Source organism: Photobacterium salinisoli, from assembly GCF_003614885.1.
Classification (GTDB): domain Bacteria; phylum Pseudomonadota; class Gammaproteobacteria; order Enterobacterales; family Vibrionaceae; genus Photobacterium; species Photobacterium salinisoli.
Genome location: NZ_QZMS01000011.1, coordinates 426,306 through 443,569 on the forward strand (window position 1 = coordinate 426,306; position 17,264 = coordinate 443,569).

At 49.3% G+C, this 17,264-nt stretch carries 19 protein-coding genes; 15 read left to right on the forward strand and 4 right to left on the reverse strand.

Features of this window, described 5'->3' with window-relative positions:
* The first annotated feature begins 302 nt into the window (after window positions 1–302).
* From D6M16_RS13355 to arsJ, 6 genes are all read left to right on the forward strand, one after another.
* Window positions 303–1,343 (forward strand): outer membrane beta-barrel protein, encoded by a 1,041-nt coding sequence (locus D6M16_RS13355; protein ID WP_120512368.1) that lies wholly within the window; start codon window positions 303–305, stop codon window positions 1,341–1,343.
* Window positions 1,340–3,664, forward strand: a complete 2,325-nt coding sequence (locus D6M16_RS13360; RefSeq protein ID WP_120512369.1) for a beta strand repeat-containing protein — start codon at window positions 1,340–1,342, stop codon at window positions 3,662–3,664. The genes D6M16_RS13355 and D6M16_RS13360 overlap by 4 nt, the downstream gene beginning before the upstream one ends.
* Before the next feature lie 240 nt (window positions 3,665–3,904).
* Window positions 3,905–4,246, forward strand: coding sequence for an ArsR/SmtB family transcription factor (locus D6M16_RS13365; RefSeq protein ID WP_120513173.1), 342 nt, complete (start codon window positions 3,905–3,907; stop codon window positions 4,244–4,246).
* A 17-nt stretch (window positions 4,247–4,263) separates the two neighbouring features.
* Window positions 4,264–5,265, forward strand: a complete 1,002-nt coding sequence (locus D6M16_RS13370) for an ArsJ-associated glyceraldehyde-3-phosphate dehydrogenase (protein ID WP_120513172.1) — start codon at window positions 4,264–4,266, stop codon at window positions 5,263–5,265.
* 14 nt (window positions 5,266–5,279) lie between these two features.
* Entirely contained in the window at window positions 5,280–5,774 is a 495-nt protein-coding gene (locus D6M16_RS13375; protein WP_120512370.1) for a cyclin-dependent kinase inhibitor 3 family protein, read from the forward strand.
* A gap of 96 nt (window positions 5,775–5,870) precedes the next feature.
* A complete protein-coding gene (arsJ, locus tag D6M16_RS13380; RefSeq protein ID WP_120512371.1) occupies window positions 5,871–7,106 on the forward strand; it encodes an organoarsenical effux MFS transporter ArsJ in 1,236 nt (411 codons plus the stop codon).
* Between the two features lie 28 nt (window positions 7,107–7,134).
* Here the strand turns inward: arsJ and D6M16_RS13385 are convergent, their stop codons facing one another.
* Window positions 7,135–7,962, reverse strand: coding sequence for a sulfurtransferase (locus D6M16_RS13385; protein WP_162941035.1), 828 nt, complete (start codon window positions 7,960–7,962; stop codon window positions 7,135–7,137).
* 125 nt (window positions 7,963–8,087) lie between these two features.
* The gene (locus tag D6M16_RS13390) at window positions 8,088–8,963 is read right to left on the reverse strand and encodes a patatin-like phospholipase family protein (RefSeq protein WP_120512373.1); all 876 of its coding nucleotides are present in this window, start codon (window positions 8,961–8,963) and stop codon (window positions 8,088–8,090) included.
* Window positions 8,964–9,257: 294 nt separating this feature from the next.
* On the opposite strand from D6M16_RS13390, the gene D6M16_RS13395 reads away from it, so the two are divergent.
* The 6 genes from D6M16_RS13395 (at window position 9,258) to D6M16_RS13420 (ending at window position 13,054) form a co-directional block, all read left to right on the forward strand.
* Window positions 9,258–9,566 carry a DUF1330 domain-containing protein gene (locus D6M16_RS13395; protein ID WP_120512374.1) on the forward strand — a complete coding sequence of 103 codons (309 nt, stop codon included), beginning with the start codon at window positions 9,258–9,260 and terminating at the stop codon, window positions 9,564–9,566.
* A 108-nt stretch (window positions 9,567–9,674) separates the two neighbouring features.
* The gene (locus D6M16_RS13400) at window positions 9,675–10,013 is read left to right on the forward strand and encodes a Fis family transcriptional regulator (protein WP_120513174.1); all 339 of its coding nucleotides are present in this window, start codon (window positions 9,675–9,677) and stop codon (window positions 10,011–10,013) included.
* 135 nt (window positions 10,014–10,148) lie between these two features.
* Complete coding sequence (locus D6M16_RS13405) at window positions 10,149–10,925, forward strand: MBL fold metallo-hydrolase (RefSeq protein WP_120512375.1); 777 nt, start codon at window positions 10,149–10,151, stop codon at window positions 10,923–10,925.
* A gap of 81 nt (window positions 10,926–11,006) precedes the next feature.
* Complete coding sequence (locus tag D6M16_RS13410) at window positions 11,007–11,963, forward strand: GlxA family transcriptional regulator (protein WP_120512376.1); 957 nt, start codon at window positions 11,007–11,009, stop codon at window positions 11,961–11,963.
* Between the two features lie 240 nt (window positions 11,964–12,203).
* Window positions 12,204–12,611, forward strand: a complete 408-nt coding sequence (locus D6M16_RS13415) for a GFA family protein (RefSeq protein ID WP_120512377.1) — start codon at window positions 12,204–12,206, stop codon at window positions 12,609–12,611.
* Between the two features lie 56 nt (window positions 12,612–12,667).
* A complete protein-coding gene (locus D6M16_RS13420) occupies window positions 12,668–13,054 on the forward strand; it encodes a hypothetical protein (RefSeq protein WP_120512378.1) in 387 nt (128 codons plus the stop codon).
* An 88-nt stretch (window positions 13,055–13,142) separates the two neighbouring features.
* Here D6M16_RS13420 and D6M16_RS13425 read toward each other — a convergent pair whose 3' ends face one another.
* Both D6M16_RS13425 and D6M16_RS13430 read right to left on the reverse strand, forming a co-directional pair.
* Entirely contained in the window at window positions 13,143–13,445 is a 303-nt protein-coding gene (locus D6M16_RS13425; RefSeq protein WP_120512379.1) for a hypothetical protein, read from the reverse strand.
* A gap of 22 nt (window positions 13,446–13,467) precedes the next feature.
* A complete protein-coding gene (locus D6M16_RS13430) occupies window positions 13,468–14,457 on the reverse strand; it encodes a trypsin-like serine peptidase (protein WP_205576893.1) in 990 nt (329 codons plus the stop codon).
* 964 nt (window positions 14,458–15,421) lie between these two features.
* Between D6M16_RS13430 and D6M16_RS13435 the strand changes: the two genes are divergently transcribed.
* The 3 genes from D6M16_RS13435 to D6M16_RS13445 all read left to right on the forward strand — a co-directional run bounded on the left by D6M16_RS13435 (window position 15,422) and on the right by D6M16_RS13445 (window position 17,170).
* A complete protein-coding gene (locus tag D6M16_RS13435) occupies window positions 15,422–16,006 on the forward strand; it encodes a nucleoside deaminase (protein WP_120513176.1) in 585 nt (194 codons plus the stop codon).
* A 43-nt stretch (window positions 16,007–16,049) separates the two neighbouring features.
* Complete coding sequence (locus tag D6M16_RS13440; protein WP_120512380.1) at window positions 16,050–16,511, forward strand: GNAT family N-acetyltransferase; 462 nt, start codon at window positions 16,050–16,052, stop codon at window positions 16,509–16,511.
* A gap of 134 nt (window positions 16,512–16,645) precedes the next feature.
* A complete protein-coding gene (locus D6M16_RS13445; RefSeq protein ID WP_120512381.1) occupies window positions 16,646–17,170 on the forward strand; it encodes a DUF2937 family protein in 525 nt (174 codons plus the stop codon).
* Window positions 17,171–17,264 lie beyond the last annotated feature (94 nt).

Sequence of the window (17,264 nt, forward strand, 5' to 3'; positions counted from 1 at the left end):
TCATTTAACAACACCTCCAACACCTCGCGGGCTCATCTTGCGGGGTGTTTTTGTTTCTGCGCCCGAGTGCGCGCTGGCACCCACGCATAAATCATTCCTGAACCCCAGATTGTTACCTCCTCCACCCAGGGTAAATGGCTAAGACTAACAACCCGTCCCATCATGTAATGATATCTGTGCAACTTCTTTCGCCATTCTGTGATCTTTGTACTAATTTGACTTTAGGCATACCTGGAAGACAAGAAGTTCCTAAAGCTGGGTAGCGCTTTGTAGCTTTTTCAAGGACTGAGGATGGATAGGTAATGAATCAGAGCACAAAGTTTTCCCTTTCATGTTTTGTACTAAGCACTTTATGTATCTCTCTCGCCAATGCTTCTGAGCACCGGGTCGGACTCCGCGCCAATTACACTTTTGCTGATGGTGCCTGTGAAAGCCATAACATCAGCTGTGATGATGATGCGCCAGGTGCGGGGATTTTCTATAACTATGCCTGGACTCCGCGCTGGGAACTGGAAGTAGCCTACGACTATTACGGCCAGTTTGATGCCACTTACCCGGCACTGGATGACCCTTCGGTTGGCGCCGATTATGAAGGAGATGTGTTAGGGCTGTCAGCCTCTCTGGGCTATCGCTATCCGGTATCGGATGTCGTTTCTCTGGTGGGCAAAGCCGGCGTGATGGCCTGGCATGTTTCCAGTGACGGTAAAGAAATTGCCGGGACGGTATCCAACGACGAAGACGGCTTCTCTCCCATAGTCGGCGTCGGCGTTGACTGGGACGTTACACCGCGCTGGCGAACCGGGCTCAGCTATCAGTTTGCCAATAATGTTGGCGACGATGGCACGGCTGGCGCCGATCTCCACACCCTGATGCTGGGCATCAGCTACCGCTTCTCAGGTAACGATCCGCAGCCTGCGGCCGTGTTTGAGCCGCAGCCTGAGCCTGCACCACCGACTGTCACGCAGGAAGCCTTCACCCTCCAGGTGGATGGTACTCAGTCCAATGCCATTTTCGAGTTCAATTCAGCCAAACTTCGCCCTGATATGACATCCACATTCCAGCCGATGCTGAATCACCTGAACCAGTATCCGGAAGCCATGCTGCGCGTGGAAACCCATACCGACGATGTTGGCTCAGAAGACTACAACATGAAGCTGTCTGAACGCAGGGCGCAAAGTGTTGTGCAGTATTTTGAACAACAGGGTATTACCCCTGACCGTATCAGCTACGAAGCGTTTGGCGAAACCAAGCCGCTGGTCAGCAATGACACCCCGGCTAACCGTGCCATGAACCGACGCGTTGTGCTGACTTCTCCTCAGTTTACAAGGAAGGCAATCCAATGAAGAACAACATTTGCCGGTATCTGACGCTCTGGCTGAGTCTTTTTCTCATGACGCTGACCCTGGCAGGTTGCGGCGGAGAAGGTAGTGGTCTGCCCAGCCAGAAAGACAACAACACCAGCGCCGTAGACAAGGGCGGTAAAACGGTTCGTAATCTGGAGATCATCCCCAGTGCGAACACAGCCGAAGCAGGCAGTTCCCTGAGCTTTACAGTGAATGCCATTCACGCGGACGGCGGTAAAAATGATGTTACTCAGGACGCACAGTGCACCAGCAGCGATGAATCAGTCGCCACCGTCAGCGGCAAAGGAATGATCCAGGCCGTTGCTGCCGGTCAAGCCACCATTTCCTGCAGCTATGCGGGCGTCAGCGGCGGTAACGTCGTGATTACTGTAACGGGTGGCCATACTGTCAGTCAGCTGCAAATCACTCCCGGACAGGTGTCCGCAGCGGCAGGGACACAGGTGCAGTTTACCGCGCTGGCATACTATCACGATGGCAGCCGTGAAGATGTCACCAGCCAGACCACCTGGAATACCACAGATGCCAGCACTGCCGAGGTGGACTTAAACGGCATGGCTTCCGCCAAAGCGTCAGGGGTAGCAACAGTCACCGGTCAGTTTGAAGGAGTGAACAGCAATCAGGCGACGATGACAGTGACAACAGCCACACTGAGTGCCATTCATCTCTCACCCGCCACGGCATCCTTGGTACAAGGCACACAGCTGCAGTTTACTGCCACAGGTCAGTTCTCCGATGGCTCGACACAAGACGTCACCTCTCAGGTGATCTGGAACAGCGACAATACAGCAGCTGCCACCATCTCGGCATCAGGATTAGCTGAAGGCGTTGCCGCGGGGACTAGCGGTATAACCGCCAGTTTCGGTGGCACAACCAGTGCGCCTGTTAATCTCACTGTGACGGCGGCCACAGTTGATTCAGTGCAAGTAACACCCGCTAACCTGAGTCTGGCCAAAGGCACCAGCCGGGCCTATACCGCCATCGCGCATTTTGATAACAACACGTCGCAAGATGTCAGTGCGCAAGCAACATGGAGCAGCAGCAATACCACAGTGGCAACCGTTTCCGCTACGGGTATGGTCAGTGCTCTCACGGCGGGATCTGCCGCTATCTCTGCCAACTTTGGCGGAACAGTCAGCAACAACGCAACTCTGTCTGTCACTGAAGCGACCGTGATTTCTGTCACCATTGCACCGGAAACGGCCAGTATTGCCAGCGGCACCACCCAGCAATTTTCTGCCACCGCCAAGTTCTCCGACGGCAGCTCCATGGATGTAACCGATCAGGTGAACTGGAAAAGCGGCGATACCAGTGTCGCCACCCTTTCTGCCACAGGCCTAGCGCAAGGTTTGAGCGAAGGAAGCACAGTGGTTACCGCCCATTATCAGGGGATGAACAGCGCTGAGATTCCTCTCTCAGTCACACCGGCGACCATCAGTGCCATTGCTGTCAGCCCGGGGACAGCCAGTATTGCTAATGGCACCACCCAGCAGTTTACTGCCACGGCAACCTTTTCCGATGCCAGCACGCAGGATATTACCCATCTGGTCAGCTGGGTCAGTTCGGACACAGCTATCGCCAGCATCAATACCTCAGGTCTGGCCCAATCGCTGGCAATGGGGACGACAGAAATCACGGCCAGCTATCAGGGGCAAACCAGCCCGGCCGTCACCCTGGAAGTGACGGCTGCAACGGTAACGTCACTGACAGTAGCGCCATCCACGGCAACCATTGCCAACGGTTTGACCCAGCAGTTCACAGCCACAGCCACCTTCACGGACACATCCACTCAGGATGTCACGGATCTGGTGAGCTGGGTGAGCAGCGATACCGGTGTCGCGACCATCACTGCTGACGGTCTGGCGCAGGGCGTCTCCGAAGGATCTGCAACGATTAGCGCGAACTATGAGGGCAGCTCGAACACAGCAGACCTGACGGTTGGACCTGCGGTACTGGATCGTATCAGGATCGAATCTGATCACTCCGGTGAACTGGAAGTCAGGTTACTGTCTCCACTCAACTTTAGCGTCTCAACCAGAGCCTATTACACTGACGGTAGCAATGAAGTCTTAGATAACAATATTGTGACTTACCATAACTCCAATACTTCCCTGCTCGCATTGGATGTATTAACCGGCCTGGTCAATGTCAGTGCTATTGTGGCAGGCAGTGCAGAAATTACCTCTTCTGCGCTGTCTCTGAACAGTGAAAATGCTATTAGCATCAACTGTCTGGTCGCTATCCCTGGCGTGCTGTCACTGTGTACTATTGATTCGATTGAGAAAATAGCCATTGAACTTTAATGGCTTTATATTCTGCAAACGGGTCCGCGATAATGCGGACCCTTTTTATTCCTGCCTCATAGCCACTAAGTCTTCAAAGCGATAGCTCTCTTTTTCAAAACCCTCTCATCTTGAGCATTGTCTGCTCCGCTAAACAGCGCCAATACTCCAATATGAAGATTTCATGACATCGGCTTCGCAGGGATTGACCAAACGCGGCATCCAACTAATATATACGGAAATTCGAATATGGTTATAAGCATGCTACCACATCAATTTTTTAAACTGCTGGCAGATGAAACCCGTGTGCGTTGCTTACGGTTAATCGTCAAAGAGCAATGCCTGTGTGTGGCGGAACTGACCGAAGCACTGCAGGTCAGCCAGCCGAAAATGTCACGTCACCTGGCTGTGATGCGCGCCAGCGGATTACTGGTTGATGTCAGGCAGGGGCAATGGGTGTTTTACCGGTTAGCTGACGATCTGCCCGGCTGGATGCGAAAACAAATTTACGGACTGGTGGACTCGAACTGTTTAGAGCAGGAGTACCAACAGGACAGTGAACGACTCATGGTAATGAAACAACGACCCGTTTGTTGCCAATAATGCAGGAAGAGTTAACGATGACAATCAAAGTAGGTATCAATGGTTTTGGCCGTATTGGCCGTCTGGCACTGCGTGCAGCGTTTGACTGGCCAGAACTGGAATTTGCACAGATCAACGATGTTGCCGGCGATGCCGCAACCCTGGCTCACCTGCTGGAATTCGATTCCGTGCAGGGCCGCTGGCATCACGAAGTGAAAGCGGAAGGCAATCACATTGTCATTAATGGTAAAGCCATCCTGGCCACGCAGGAAAAAGCGATCGATGCCGTTGACTGGTCTGGTTGTGACGTGGTGATTGAATCAACAGGCAAACACCGCAACACCGAGTATCTGAATCAATATCTGACGCAGGGTGTGAAGCGTGTCGTCGTATCTGCACCGGTGAAAGAAGAAGGCATTGCCAATATTGTGGTAGGCGTTAACGATCATATCTTTAATCCTGCCCAGCACCGTATTGTGACGGCAGCGTCCTGCACCACCAACTGTATTGCGCCTGTGGTCAAAGTGATCCATGAAAAACTGGGTATCGAGCAGTCTGCATTTACCACGATCCACGATTTAACCAATACCCAAACCATTCTGGATGCACCACACAAAGATTTGCGCCGCGCCCGTGCCTGCGGCATGAGCCTGATCCCGACCACCACAGGATCGGCCTCGGCCATCGTCGAGATCTTCCCGGAACTGAAAGGCAAAATTAACGGCCATGCCGTGCGTGTCCCGCTGGCCAATGCGTCACTGACCGACATCATTTTCGACGTCAAACGCGACACCACAGCCGAAGAAGTCAACCAACTGCTGAAAGACGCTTCGCAAGGCGAACTGCAGGGGATTTTAGGCTACGAAGACCGTCCGCTGGTGTCTATCGACTATAAAGGCGATCAGCGCTCAACCATAGTGGATGCTTTGTCTACCATGGTGGTCGGCAAGCGTATGGTGAAAATCTATGCCTGGTATGACAATGAAATGGGTTACGCCACCCGCACGGCGGAACTGGTACGTAAAGTCGGACAGGCATAACAGGAGCCATAACAATGACACATCCAATCTGGACTTTACCCGTTACCGATACCAGTTCACTGGTACTGACACCCTGCCCCGGCACCAAAGGCGTTTCTCTGGCAGACAGCCTGACACAGCTGAAAGCACAAGGGGTGCGCGCTGTCGTTACTGCCATCAATCAGCAGGAAATGACAGACAAAGAAGTCGCTGATTTGGGCCTGCAGGTTGAACAGTCTGGCATGGTGTGGGCGCACACTCCCATTGAAGACGATGCCGCGCCTGATAGCGAATTTGCCGCACAGTGGCAGGCAGCCAGCCCGCAATTGCATAAAATTATTGCAGAAGGGGGCAACATCGCTCTGCATTGTATGGGTGGCTCAGGCCGTACCGGTCTGCTCGCCGCTCATCTGTTGCTGGAAATGGGCTGGCCGTTGTCACGCATTATTGAACAGGTTCAGGCGCTGCGTCCGGGGGCCTTTACCAAACCGGTCCAGGTCGATTACATCCGCCAGGTAGCGTCACAATAATAAACAGTGTTTTGCCGTTTCGCGCCTGTCTGCACATGCTTGGGTTTGGCATAGCAGCCAGCAGCCGAAACGGCGAACAATACGGGTGTCGTGTCTATGTTTGCTAAATATTTCGCGCAATTCAGCCAGCCGGTCCGTCAGTATATGCTGGTGACCTTCAATTACTGGAATTTCACTGTGACTGACGGCGCGCTGCGCATGTTGGTCGTCCTCTATTTTTACGAGCTGGGTTACTCCACCCTGGCCATCGCCTCCCTCTTCCTGTTCTATGAATTTTTCGGCGTGGTCACTAACCTGGTCGGCGGCTGGCTGGGCGCCAGACTGGGCCTGAACCGGACCATGAACATTGGCCTTGGCATGCAGATTGTTGCCCTGCTGATGCTGGCCGTCCCCAACCCTATGCTGACGATTCCCTGGGTCATGGCCGCACAGGCATTGTCGGGAATCGCCAAAGATCTCAACAAGATGAGTGCCAAGAGTGCCATCAAAACGCTGGTGCCTGACAATAAACAAAGTGCGCTGTATCAGTGGGTCGCGCTGATGACGGGGTCAAAAAACACCCTCAAAGGCGCTGGCTTTTTCCTCGGTGGTTTACTGCTAAGCATTATGGGTTTCCAGAATGCAGTACTGACCATGGCGGGTGTGCTGGCGCTGGTATTCATCAGCAGTCTCCTGACGCTGAAAGCTGACATGGGCAAAGCAAAAAATAAGCCCAAATTTGCCGAGATGTTCTCTAAATCCGAGAGCGTCAACATCCTTTCTGCTGCCCGCATGTTCCTGTTCGGGGCGCGGGATGTATGGTTTGTGGTTGCACTGCCTGTCTACCTGGGTTCAGTGTTTGGCTGGAATCACAGTGCTGTCGGCGGCTTCATGGCGGCCTGGGTGATGGCCTATGGCTTTGTGCAGGGTTTTGCCCCCAAACTGACAGGCAAGGCGCAGGGCAAAGTGCCGGACGGACAAGCCGCAACACGCTGGGCACTGCTGCTGGCCATCATTACCGCAGGTATCGCTTACGGGGTGCAAATACAATGGCAACCGGAACTGGTGATCATTGGTGGGCTGATGCTCTTTGGGGCGATCTTTGCGATTAATTCGTCGTTGCACTCATACCTGATTGTCAGCTACGCCAAAGACGATGGCGTCTCGTTAGATGTCGGCTTCTACTACATGGCCAATGCTATGGGCCGACTGATAGGCACCGTATTATCCGGTTGGGTGTTCCAGGTTGCAGGCCTGTCCGCCTGCCTGTGGGTATCTTTCGTCTTTCTCGCCCTCACCACCCTGATTTCCCTGAAACTGCCTAAGATCCAGGCTTATCAGGTCGTCTCTTAAACGCCATCATCATCAGCGAACCGAGGCACTAGGCAACGGGTAAATCGGTTCGCTGCCCCCACTCCGCCCAGGCGCCATCATAAACCGACAGGTTTCTGTACCCGCACAGATAAGCTGCTAGCAGCCCGATGCAGGCAGTTACGCCTGAACCGCAGGTGAAGTACAGCCGATCGTCGGCGAACACCTGCTTTTGGGCAAACAACGCCTGTAATTTATCTGGATCTTTATACTGACCACCTTCAAGAAAAGAGGCGAACGGCAGGTTTATCGCATGGGGAATATGCCCGCTTCTCAATTCTGGCCGTGGCTCTGGCTGCTGACCACAAAACCGCCCAGCGGCACGCACATCGATAATATGATGCCCTGGCAGACCGGCTTTTTCTGCCAGTTCTCGCCAGTCAGCAATCCACGCGGTGTGATATGCACCCTGCCACCCGTTACCACTCTCGGGAATGACGGGAGAAGCGACAACATCCCGGCCTTCAGCGATCCATGCAGGCAAACCGCCATCCAGCACATAAACCTGTTTATGCCCCATCAACCTAAACAGCCACCAAGCCCGTGGCGCTGAGTAGATACCTTTTGCATCGTAAATGACAATCTCACAATCTGTCTCAATGCCCAGTTTGGAGACTTCTCGCTGAAATGCCTCATAATCCGGGGCGGTATGAGGCAGCGAAGAAGAAGCATCAGAAAAATGCCGCTCCAAATCAAACGCAATAGCGCCGGGAATATACTGCCGAGTGTCCAGGTCGACATTATCACCAGTCACACTCTTCATGGTGGCATCCAGAATGACCAGGTTGGGCGATCCGCTTTTCCTTGCCAGCCAGGAGGCTGAAACTAATACACTCATCATTTCCTTCAGATAAACACGTTATTGGGTGATTTACGCTCAATTTGAAATCATCCTACTGAAAAAGGCGATTGTTAAATTGTAATTACAGCGATTTTCAGCCCTTATTGCGAGGAAACTGTTTCTCACAGGCAAAACTGACAGTTTTCATCATGAGAGCCATTGAGAGACTGCCGGCGATGGATATGAAGCATGCCTTCTTTCAGGCCCATCTTATAACCTTCATCCAGGGTGGATTTTCGCATGGTCAAACGCTTCACGCTAAAACTCTCCGGCGGGGCGATAACCCGGATTGTGGCATCTGCCGGCGGTTGACGGATGAACGCCAGTGAAGCGTTATAGTTATCAGCTCGTTTGATCATAGCTGCGGCTATCTGTGGCTGGCGGGCAAAGACTTTTTTCATCATCCACGGATATTTAGCCGGTTTCATCTGATAGCTGAGCGGATGTGACAAAATCACCGTAATATCTTTTGCGCCGCGGCGGTAGGCTTCCCGCACCGGGATCGAATCTGCCACACCGCCATCGGTATAGCAGCCGCCGGCAAAGCAAGGTGTTGCTTTATAAGCAATCGGCAGCGCACTGGTGGCTTCCATGACATCGCTGACATTGGAGGGATTCACATTGTAATAATCCGCCGTACCCGTATGGATATTGGTTGCTGCGGCAATCAGTGCTGTTTTCCCGAACAGTTTGTGCTGATCCAGCGGATAAAGCCGTAATGATTCATCAATCAGCCACTTCACATCCACCAGATTACCTCCCTTCAGAAAACGGGCGGGATTGTAAAATCGCTTATCCGTCGCTAACTGCGTGATAACGCGGTAACTGCGCTTGGGCTGATTTGCCAGATATCCCAGTAAGTTGGATGCGCCAGCTGAAACGCCGATAGCCAGATCAAAAGGGTTATAGCTGTCATCCATAAAGGCATCCAGTACCCCGCTGGCAAAAATACCCCGCATAGCACCGCCTTCCACCACTAATGCTGTTTTCTTATTCATAAACTGCTAACCAACTGATTTAAATTAGATAAAGAGTACCTAAAGTTGCTCTGGCAAGGTAATTGAAATCACGGATTGTTCAGATAGGAGCAAGCTATGGATACCCAGCAGGTCATTAGCAACAGTTCTCAGCAAGACAGGCGATGTTTTCATCAATACACTGTCTGTTCTGGTAGCATTCCGGATAATTATCAAGATATTCCTTGAGCAAACTCTGAATCTTCACTCAACTGGCTATGTTTTCCCAAAGGATTACCCTAGGGTTTCAGATAAACACAGAATAGGGAAATAGCTATGTCTTTTGAAATGCTGGTTGCGCTCGATGTCGCGAATGATGAAATTTACGCACAATACAGACGTGAAATGACCCCCATTTTATCCCGCTATAACGGCAGCTTTGGCTATGACTTCAAAGTCTCAGAGGTATTGATTTCACAGGTGTCTGCATCTATCAACCGTGTTTTCTCTATTCGCTTCCCCAGCGAAGAAATGAAAAATCAATTCTTTAACGACAAAGAATATATTGCAGTAAAGCAACATTATTTTACGCCGTCGGTCCGGGCCACTACCCTCATCGCCAGCTACGAGAAACCAGACAACTGAAACCCTGCAGGCACTTTTATTGTGCTGTCCAAAACGCTACCGTATCGCCTTTCTGACAACCAGTGCTGCGAGCAAAGCGTCAAGCTTGCCGCCCTCAACGAGATAAACATGCGAAAGACCGATAAGAAAACGGATAACCAAATCAGACTATTACTGACAGAAGTGTGTGATCATGCGCTGGAGACCTACCCCGGCTTTCAGTGGCTGACCCATCTGGTCGATTATTCGCACTTTCCCGAAAGCCTGAAAGTGGTTTGCGTATTCGATACCAATACGAACCTGTCACATTTCTATGAGGAAGGAAAGCCTGCGCTCGACGCCTTAATAGTGGCAAAACTGACAACGATTGGCATTCGCCCGAGCAAGTCGTCTGCCTTTATTTCGTATGACACTGAAGAAAATTGCGAACGAGAGAACAAGGGCAAGTGGGCACACCGTTTGGGGTGAGTGAAACTGGTTTTACGAGACCGGTGGCTTGTCCCGATCTCGTTGAACTATGTCCCGCGGGCCACTCACAACACCTTGAAAATACTCTGATAATGAAAGCTCAATACACAGAGTTATTATCAGAGAGTACATATCATGAAATTTACTCAAATCCGCAACGCAACACTGCTCATTGAATTTGCAGGAAAAAAATTACTTGTCGACCCTATGCTTGCTGACAAGGGCACCTACCCAGGTTTTGAAGGAACACCTAACAGCCATCTGAACAATCCATTGGTCGATTTGCCTTGCCCCATCGAAGCGTTACTGGATGTGGATGCCGTTATCGTCACTCATACGCATCCGGATCACTGGGATGAAGTCGCCAAGCAGGTCATCCCGAAAGATATGCTGATCTTTGCCCAGCATCAGGCCGATGCTGATGTGATTGGTCAGTCCGGCTTCTCCGATATTCGCGTGCTTGCGAACCGCACAGACTATGACGGTATCAGCCTCAGTATTACCAACGGCCAGCACGGCAGCGATGAGGTCATGGCGGTTATTGGCGAACGTATGGGTGAGGTATCGGGCGTCGTACTTGCTCACCCTGATGAGCCGACATTGTATATAGCAGGAGATACCGTCTGGAACCCATTTGTTCAGAGCAGCATCGAACAATTTCAGCCGGAGATCATCGTGCTGAACAGTGGTGATGCGCAAGTGACTGGCCTTGGCCCGATTATCATGAACAAAGAAGATGTCCTTACGGTGTATGAAGCCGCCCCGAATGCCACAATCATCGCCAGCCATATGGAAGCGGTTAACCACGCGGTATTAACACGGGAGGCACTGCGCCAGTATCTGGCAGATAATCAGGCAATGGATCGTGTGCTCATTCCCGAAGATGGTGAGTGTTATTTATTTGCACATTGATAGATAGTCAAGTGCCCTTTTCATCAGTGGTCCTGTAGGGCACTTCATTTCAGTCTGTATCAGCAAGGAACTAAAATCGTCATGTCATTACCCACAGTTGCTGTTATCGCATTTAACCAGTTCAGTACCTTTCACTTTTCTGTTCCCTGCATCATTTTTGATGACATACTGCCTGACATGAAGCTTTTTAATCTGACAATTTGTGCCGGTGAGCCCGGACAGATTCGTTCCAGTCATGGCCTGATCATTGATGCTCCGTCAGGGCTGGACGGATTAAACAATGCCGACATTATTATTGTTCCTTACTGGCGCAAATCTTCTGAGCAACCAAACAGTGCCTTGTTAGATGCCTTACGCAAAGCACATGCCCGTGGGGCACAAATCGTAGGCCTATGCCTTGGCACCTATGTACTGGCTTATGCTGGTTTATTACATCATCGCCGGGCCTCAACACACTGGGAGTTCGAGCAGGATTTCTCCCAGCGATTTCCGGATACCATCCTTGATACCAACGCACTCTATGTCGATGATGGCTCTGTTGTGACATCGGCAGGGACAGCCGCAGGGCTGGACTGCTGCCTGTATCTGCTGCGACAGCGCTATGGCAGTGCCATTGCCAATAAAGTTGCCCGTCGCATGGTTATTCCCCCTCATCGCGACGGTGGACAGGCCCAGTTCATTGAACGACCGGTTCCAGCCACCACACAGGATGAACGCATCAACCGTTTGCTGGCATACCTGCGCGGTACGCTTGATCAACACCATGAACTGGATAGTCTGGCCGAACGGGTGATGATGACCCGCCGGACATTCACCCGCCACTTTCAAAAAGCAACAGGTGCTTCTGTAGGTGAATGGTTACTCTCGGAACGGTTACAACGCTCTCAGGAACTGCTCGAGTCAACGACACTGCCGATAGAGTCTGTCGCTGCACAAGTCGGTTTTACCTCTGCAACCTCCTTTCGGGATCACTTCAAAAAGAAGTGCAATGTGACGCCAAGCGAGTGGCGTAAATCGTTTCACTATTCAAATCGCTGACAGCAGAGAATGGCAGAAATGGGAAAATGCGAGCCTGCGATAGCAACACATTGCGTAAGCGCACAAAAATGAAAGCATACAGTACGAAATACATGAAAAGTTGCGATAAATCAGGATAATGCGGCCAAATGAACCGAGCAGTTGTCGGGTTCACACGGCGCACGGGAAACAAGATATTGATGCAACAGACCTGAATTCGGTCAGATGCCATCAGTCTTACTAGAGCCACAAGGAGTTCTTATGTATACCGGCAGCTGCCTTTGCGGTGGCGTACAACTTACCATTACCGGAAAAATCAGCGATATCATTCACTGTCATTGTTCTTTATGCCGGAAATCGACAGGCTCTGCTTTTGCCACAAACGGGTTTGTAAACACCGCTGATTTTACGGTTACCCAAGGACAGGAGTTACTGCATTACTTTGCATTAAAATCTGGCAGGCAACGCCATTTCTGCCGAGTCTGCGCGTCGCCGATATACAGTTCCAATACAGCAGATCCTGCCCGCATCCGGATCCGGCTCGGCATTCTCGACTCAGAGATCGTCGAAAAGCCCATATCACATAACTTCGTCACATCGAAAGCCAACTGGGATAGTCTGGATGTCAACTTGCCCCAGTATGAAGCGCACGAACCAGGCAGAAAATAACCGCATTCTTCGCTCTCCATCAAAGAAAGCAACACGCAAGAAGGTAAACAAAGTCGATGACCAACGCCCAAGATTTTTCAATCTGTCGTCAGTATTTCACCTACAAAAACGATGAATACAGATTATTAAGAATTAAAAATGCGAGAGTAAAAGTAAATACACTGAAAGATCACCTGCTCAGAGTATTCATTATCGGCATGCTCGTTTCCAGCGTCATAGGGTTCATGGAGCCTTCAGGGATCGCTTGGATATTCATGCCGTTCGGGTTTATCACTGGCGCGCTGGGCGCTTTAGTTTCTGCACGTAAATATGAGCTGCAGATTGAATTCGAGCACGAAGACGAAACCGGGCTTCAGTGGATTAGCGTTGTAAAAGGTAATAAACAAACCGATATGGCAGTATTGTCAGAGCAGGTAAATAAGATACAGCAAAAGATTGCCTGAAATACCGCAATGGAGGTGGCGTTACACTGTACTGCAATGACTTGTTAATATTACCACTTTCCATTGCACAGCAAGAATCAGAAAATACTCATTGGTCTGAAACCGTTTTTCGTGGCATATTTTGCAACCTATCTATCGTTTCGTCAGAAGCGGTTAGCCATATCTGAACCGGAAATGATTCGAGTACTGTGACATCTTTAACCTCACCATTTTTTTCAAGCAACTGAACTTGAGCAAGTATCGGATCGTTTGCTTCAGCACTCCCCAAAATCATCACTCGCTTCCAGTTATCTGTTGTGGAACAGGCTTGTATCATCATAAAAAGTACAATCGCAATGCATTTTTTCATGTCATTTTCTCGATAATGAAGCCCAACAATGTTGAGCTTCATGAAAAGTGTCTTTTCGGATGATTTAAGGATTATTGGCAATCCAGCTTTTGAGCGTATTGTAAACAGTACTGGTCAAACGTGTACCGCAGTTTCTCGTTGTAGAACCTGTGGTATGTATACCTCTGACATAATTATTACTGTCTTTAATACCACTGCCACTTTGGCCGCCAGCTGTATCAAGCGTATAACAAACCCTGTAGCTCGATATGGCAGAGGTCGAGCCGGAATCTGTCCACATTGTGCCTGTCGGTTTATCACCAGGGTACCCCGTTACGCTATGTGTACCGTCAGAATAGGTTCCCCAGCCTGAGTGACCTCCATGAGGAGCGCTATCGAGAACAATAATGGCATAGTCATAATTTGTATCACCGTTATTGTGCCAGGCTGTGGTCGTGACGGCATTTTTCCAGGTCGTCGTTCCCCAGGGCTTATACGAACCATTTTGACCGGCAGTAAAATTCAGTGATTTATACCAGGTTCCAGAACCATTGGAAACACAATGACCAGCCGTTAACACGTGTGTTTTCGTGATTAGTGTTCCCGTACAACCCACAGCAATCCGGCCATTATACAAATGCGGTGCCGACGTTGTATTCGTCACTTTTACGCGATTATCCGCACCGATTACTTTCAGTGGTGATATCACATCGTTCGGAAGTGCCGGCACTGTCGCTTCGTGAGGCTCGGTCGAGAAAACACTCGAGTCAAATCCTTGCTCTTGCATGATTTTGACCGCTTGGTCCAAGAGCGCCAGAGTTTCTTCCGATATATCAGCTTTAAATTGGGTTCCATCGGCAGAGACGGCTACAGCCCCCATCGCTGCCGCCCTTTCTGCCAAAGAGTATTCTTGTTGCAGTGAATATTCATCGGCTTCCGGGACATGAACTACATTGTCGCCTTCAATAAAAGTGGCTTCTTCATTCATTTTTACAAAATTATTCAGGTCATTTGCATGTGCGTTATTTATAAAAAGACCCGCAAGTGCAATAAACACCAGATTCCTTTTCATCATTCTGCATCCTATTTATTAATATTCATAGAGTGGTCAGTAATGCGAAATTATGTCAATAGCCAACTGTTCTCGCATTGATAACTATAGGCCACCATATACACGCCACTAAAAACAAAAATAAAAAAGCTCATCAAACATGAAAAACAGAATATCAAGCAAAGAAATCAAAATAAAACAATGGTGAAAATATAAAATGCAGATTAATGTACCGAATTAATTTCATTAAAATCAAAATAGTCACTAAATTTAGACCAATAACAAAGCTTGAAATCATTATTTACCTTTAACATTGTAAATAATGTATTTACTCACTGAAAAGTAAAAACAACCTTCATATAAAGGAAAACACCATCTCAACAACTAACCATCAAAAAAACAATCACTTACCCCTCCAAGCATTTCACGCCTGATATCACATTTCATTTATTGAAATCAGATGAAACAATAAAAAACACATGAAGTTTAATGACTTATGCAAAACTTTTACTTTCCCCTCTTTAAAGGTTGCAAACAAAGACAACCAAATAAAATCACCTTCTTTTTATTAGCTCCAGTTTACTCCCAGAATCATTAGTGTGTTTTCATTGCCAATATTGATAAAACCATAAATACCGTCCACTTCCCCTTTGGCGTTTCATACTGAATGATGACAAATCAAGCCGCGTCAATATAACCCTAACATTTACAATGACAACCATACCCGAATCATGTCTGACTTAATCATATTCAAAGCCGAGGTGTGTTTTAATTTACCCTCACCGGCTAGCCTGCTTTCACAGTACTCTTCCATTTTTTCGCGCATTGCTCCATGTGACAAAGTCAGCGCGGCCAAAAAAGATCGCCATCAAAACTTTCGCATTGTCCAATAATGTGAGCCCGAGCAAATGAGCAATGAATGAACTAAAATAATCTGCAAAATCAGAGTTATACTTTCGAAACTCAATCTTGGAACAGAGAGATGGTTATGACGACCCTGCTGAATCAGCATTCAGACATCAATGAATCCGCGCTTCGTGCGATCGCCCATATGCCGACGACCAGCTTGCCTGTGTTAATGGACCATGATTTCACAAGCAAGTTATCCGATGCAGACTACATGCGGATTGCTGTCCTGCTGGCACAAAAAAGCTACGACGAAGGGGGCTGTCCGATCGGAGCGGTCATCATCCATAACCAGACCGGACACATTGTAGGTAAAGGTCACAACACCCTGGTTCAGGAAGATCACCCGTACAACCACGGTGAAACCTCTGCGATACGCGATGCTGGCCGGATAGATTTCAGCCAGACCACCTTGTTTACCAGCCTGAGTCCTTGCGATGTCTGTGCAACACTCTTGTATATGAGAGGATTCAAACGGGTTGTCGTCGGCGATGTTACCAATGCTTCAGGGAACGAAAACCTGTTACGGGAAAAAGGCGTTCAGGTTGATATTCTGGAAGATAAGCAAGGAATTACCCTTTACGCTCAGTTCCGAAAAGAAAAACCAGAGCAAGATCTTGAAGACTGGAAAGGACTGTGTGCGGTTCATCCGCATTGTGCCTCCTAGCTGACAGCCTCATTGTTCACCTTTCAGAAACAGGAGAAACCCATTGGAAATCATCCGTTGCTGTCAGGTCAGTGATTTAGCAGCATTACGCGAGCTCTACGCGGAGCTGCGGCCTCATGACCCTGTATTATCTGATTCGCAAGCAATGAATAGCTGGCAGGATATACTCAACAGCCCACACACCAAAATCATTGTTGCCGATATTGATGGGGTGCTGGCATCCACCTGCCAGCTTGGCCTGGTACCAACCATGACGAACGGAGGTCAGCCTTTTGGCATCATCGAGCATGTGGTGACCTCACCACAATACAGACGGCAAGGACTGAGCCAGAAGGTCATCGAAAAAGCGCTTTCGCTGGCCTGGGAGATGGGATGCTATAAAGTCATGTTGCTATCTGGAGAAAATTGGCCAGAGGCACATCACCTTTATGAAAAAGTCGGATTTCAGTCGGGCATTGAGCGCGGATTTGTCATAAAAAATCCATTAAATTCCGGTTCGGGCTGACCTGTGACGATGAGCACAGCGCACGTTTTACTTCAACAATCCTGCCTGGTTATCAGCTATAACATACGAAGCTGAAAAAGAAGACGTTAACCGAATGTCGCTTTGCGCCACTTTAACCAAAAAAGGAAAGTCCCTTGGTAGGAAGAATTGTTGATAAATTGCTGTTTGGCGTCATGCTGATTGCTGCGCTTCAGGTTCCTTTACTGGCCGATCACTATCAGCAATATCTGGCCGGATTATTTGAAGCCACACAATGGCAGGTTAACGGCTACGAAAACACCGCCAGACAATACGGTTATCCTGACGTGACAGCGATGATTGAACAACATCTGGCAAATACTGAAGCCAGTGTTAAAGCGGACGCCTTACAAAAGCAAGCAACCCTGAGCCTGTATGAAGATCTGAAATCAGGGATGACCGTTTTTGAGCATGGGACATTAATTGAAAAATCAGTGTACATGTTCACACCTGCACACTTTGACTCGTTACAGAAAACCCTTGCCCATTTCAAACCCGGCATTCCACTCTCGCTAAATGGTCTGATGTTTGGTGTCATCCTGGGGTTAGCCGCCAATATCTTACTTACCCTGCCGTTTACTTGGTTGTTCAATCGCAGACGCCGGGCCAGGATTACCGCCAGACGCTCAGTGATATCGTGATTTCATTCCTGGTGACGGGATCCAGTGGCTCATTGATGAACTGCACAATTTATCGCCGGAAAACTGGACAGGCTTGCAATCTAAACCAGACTTA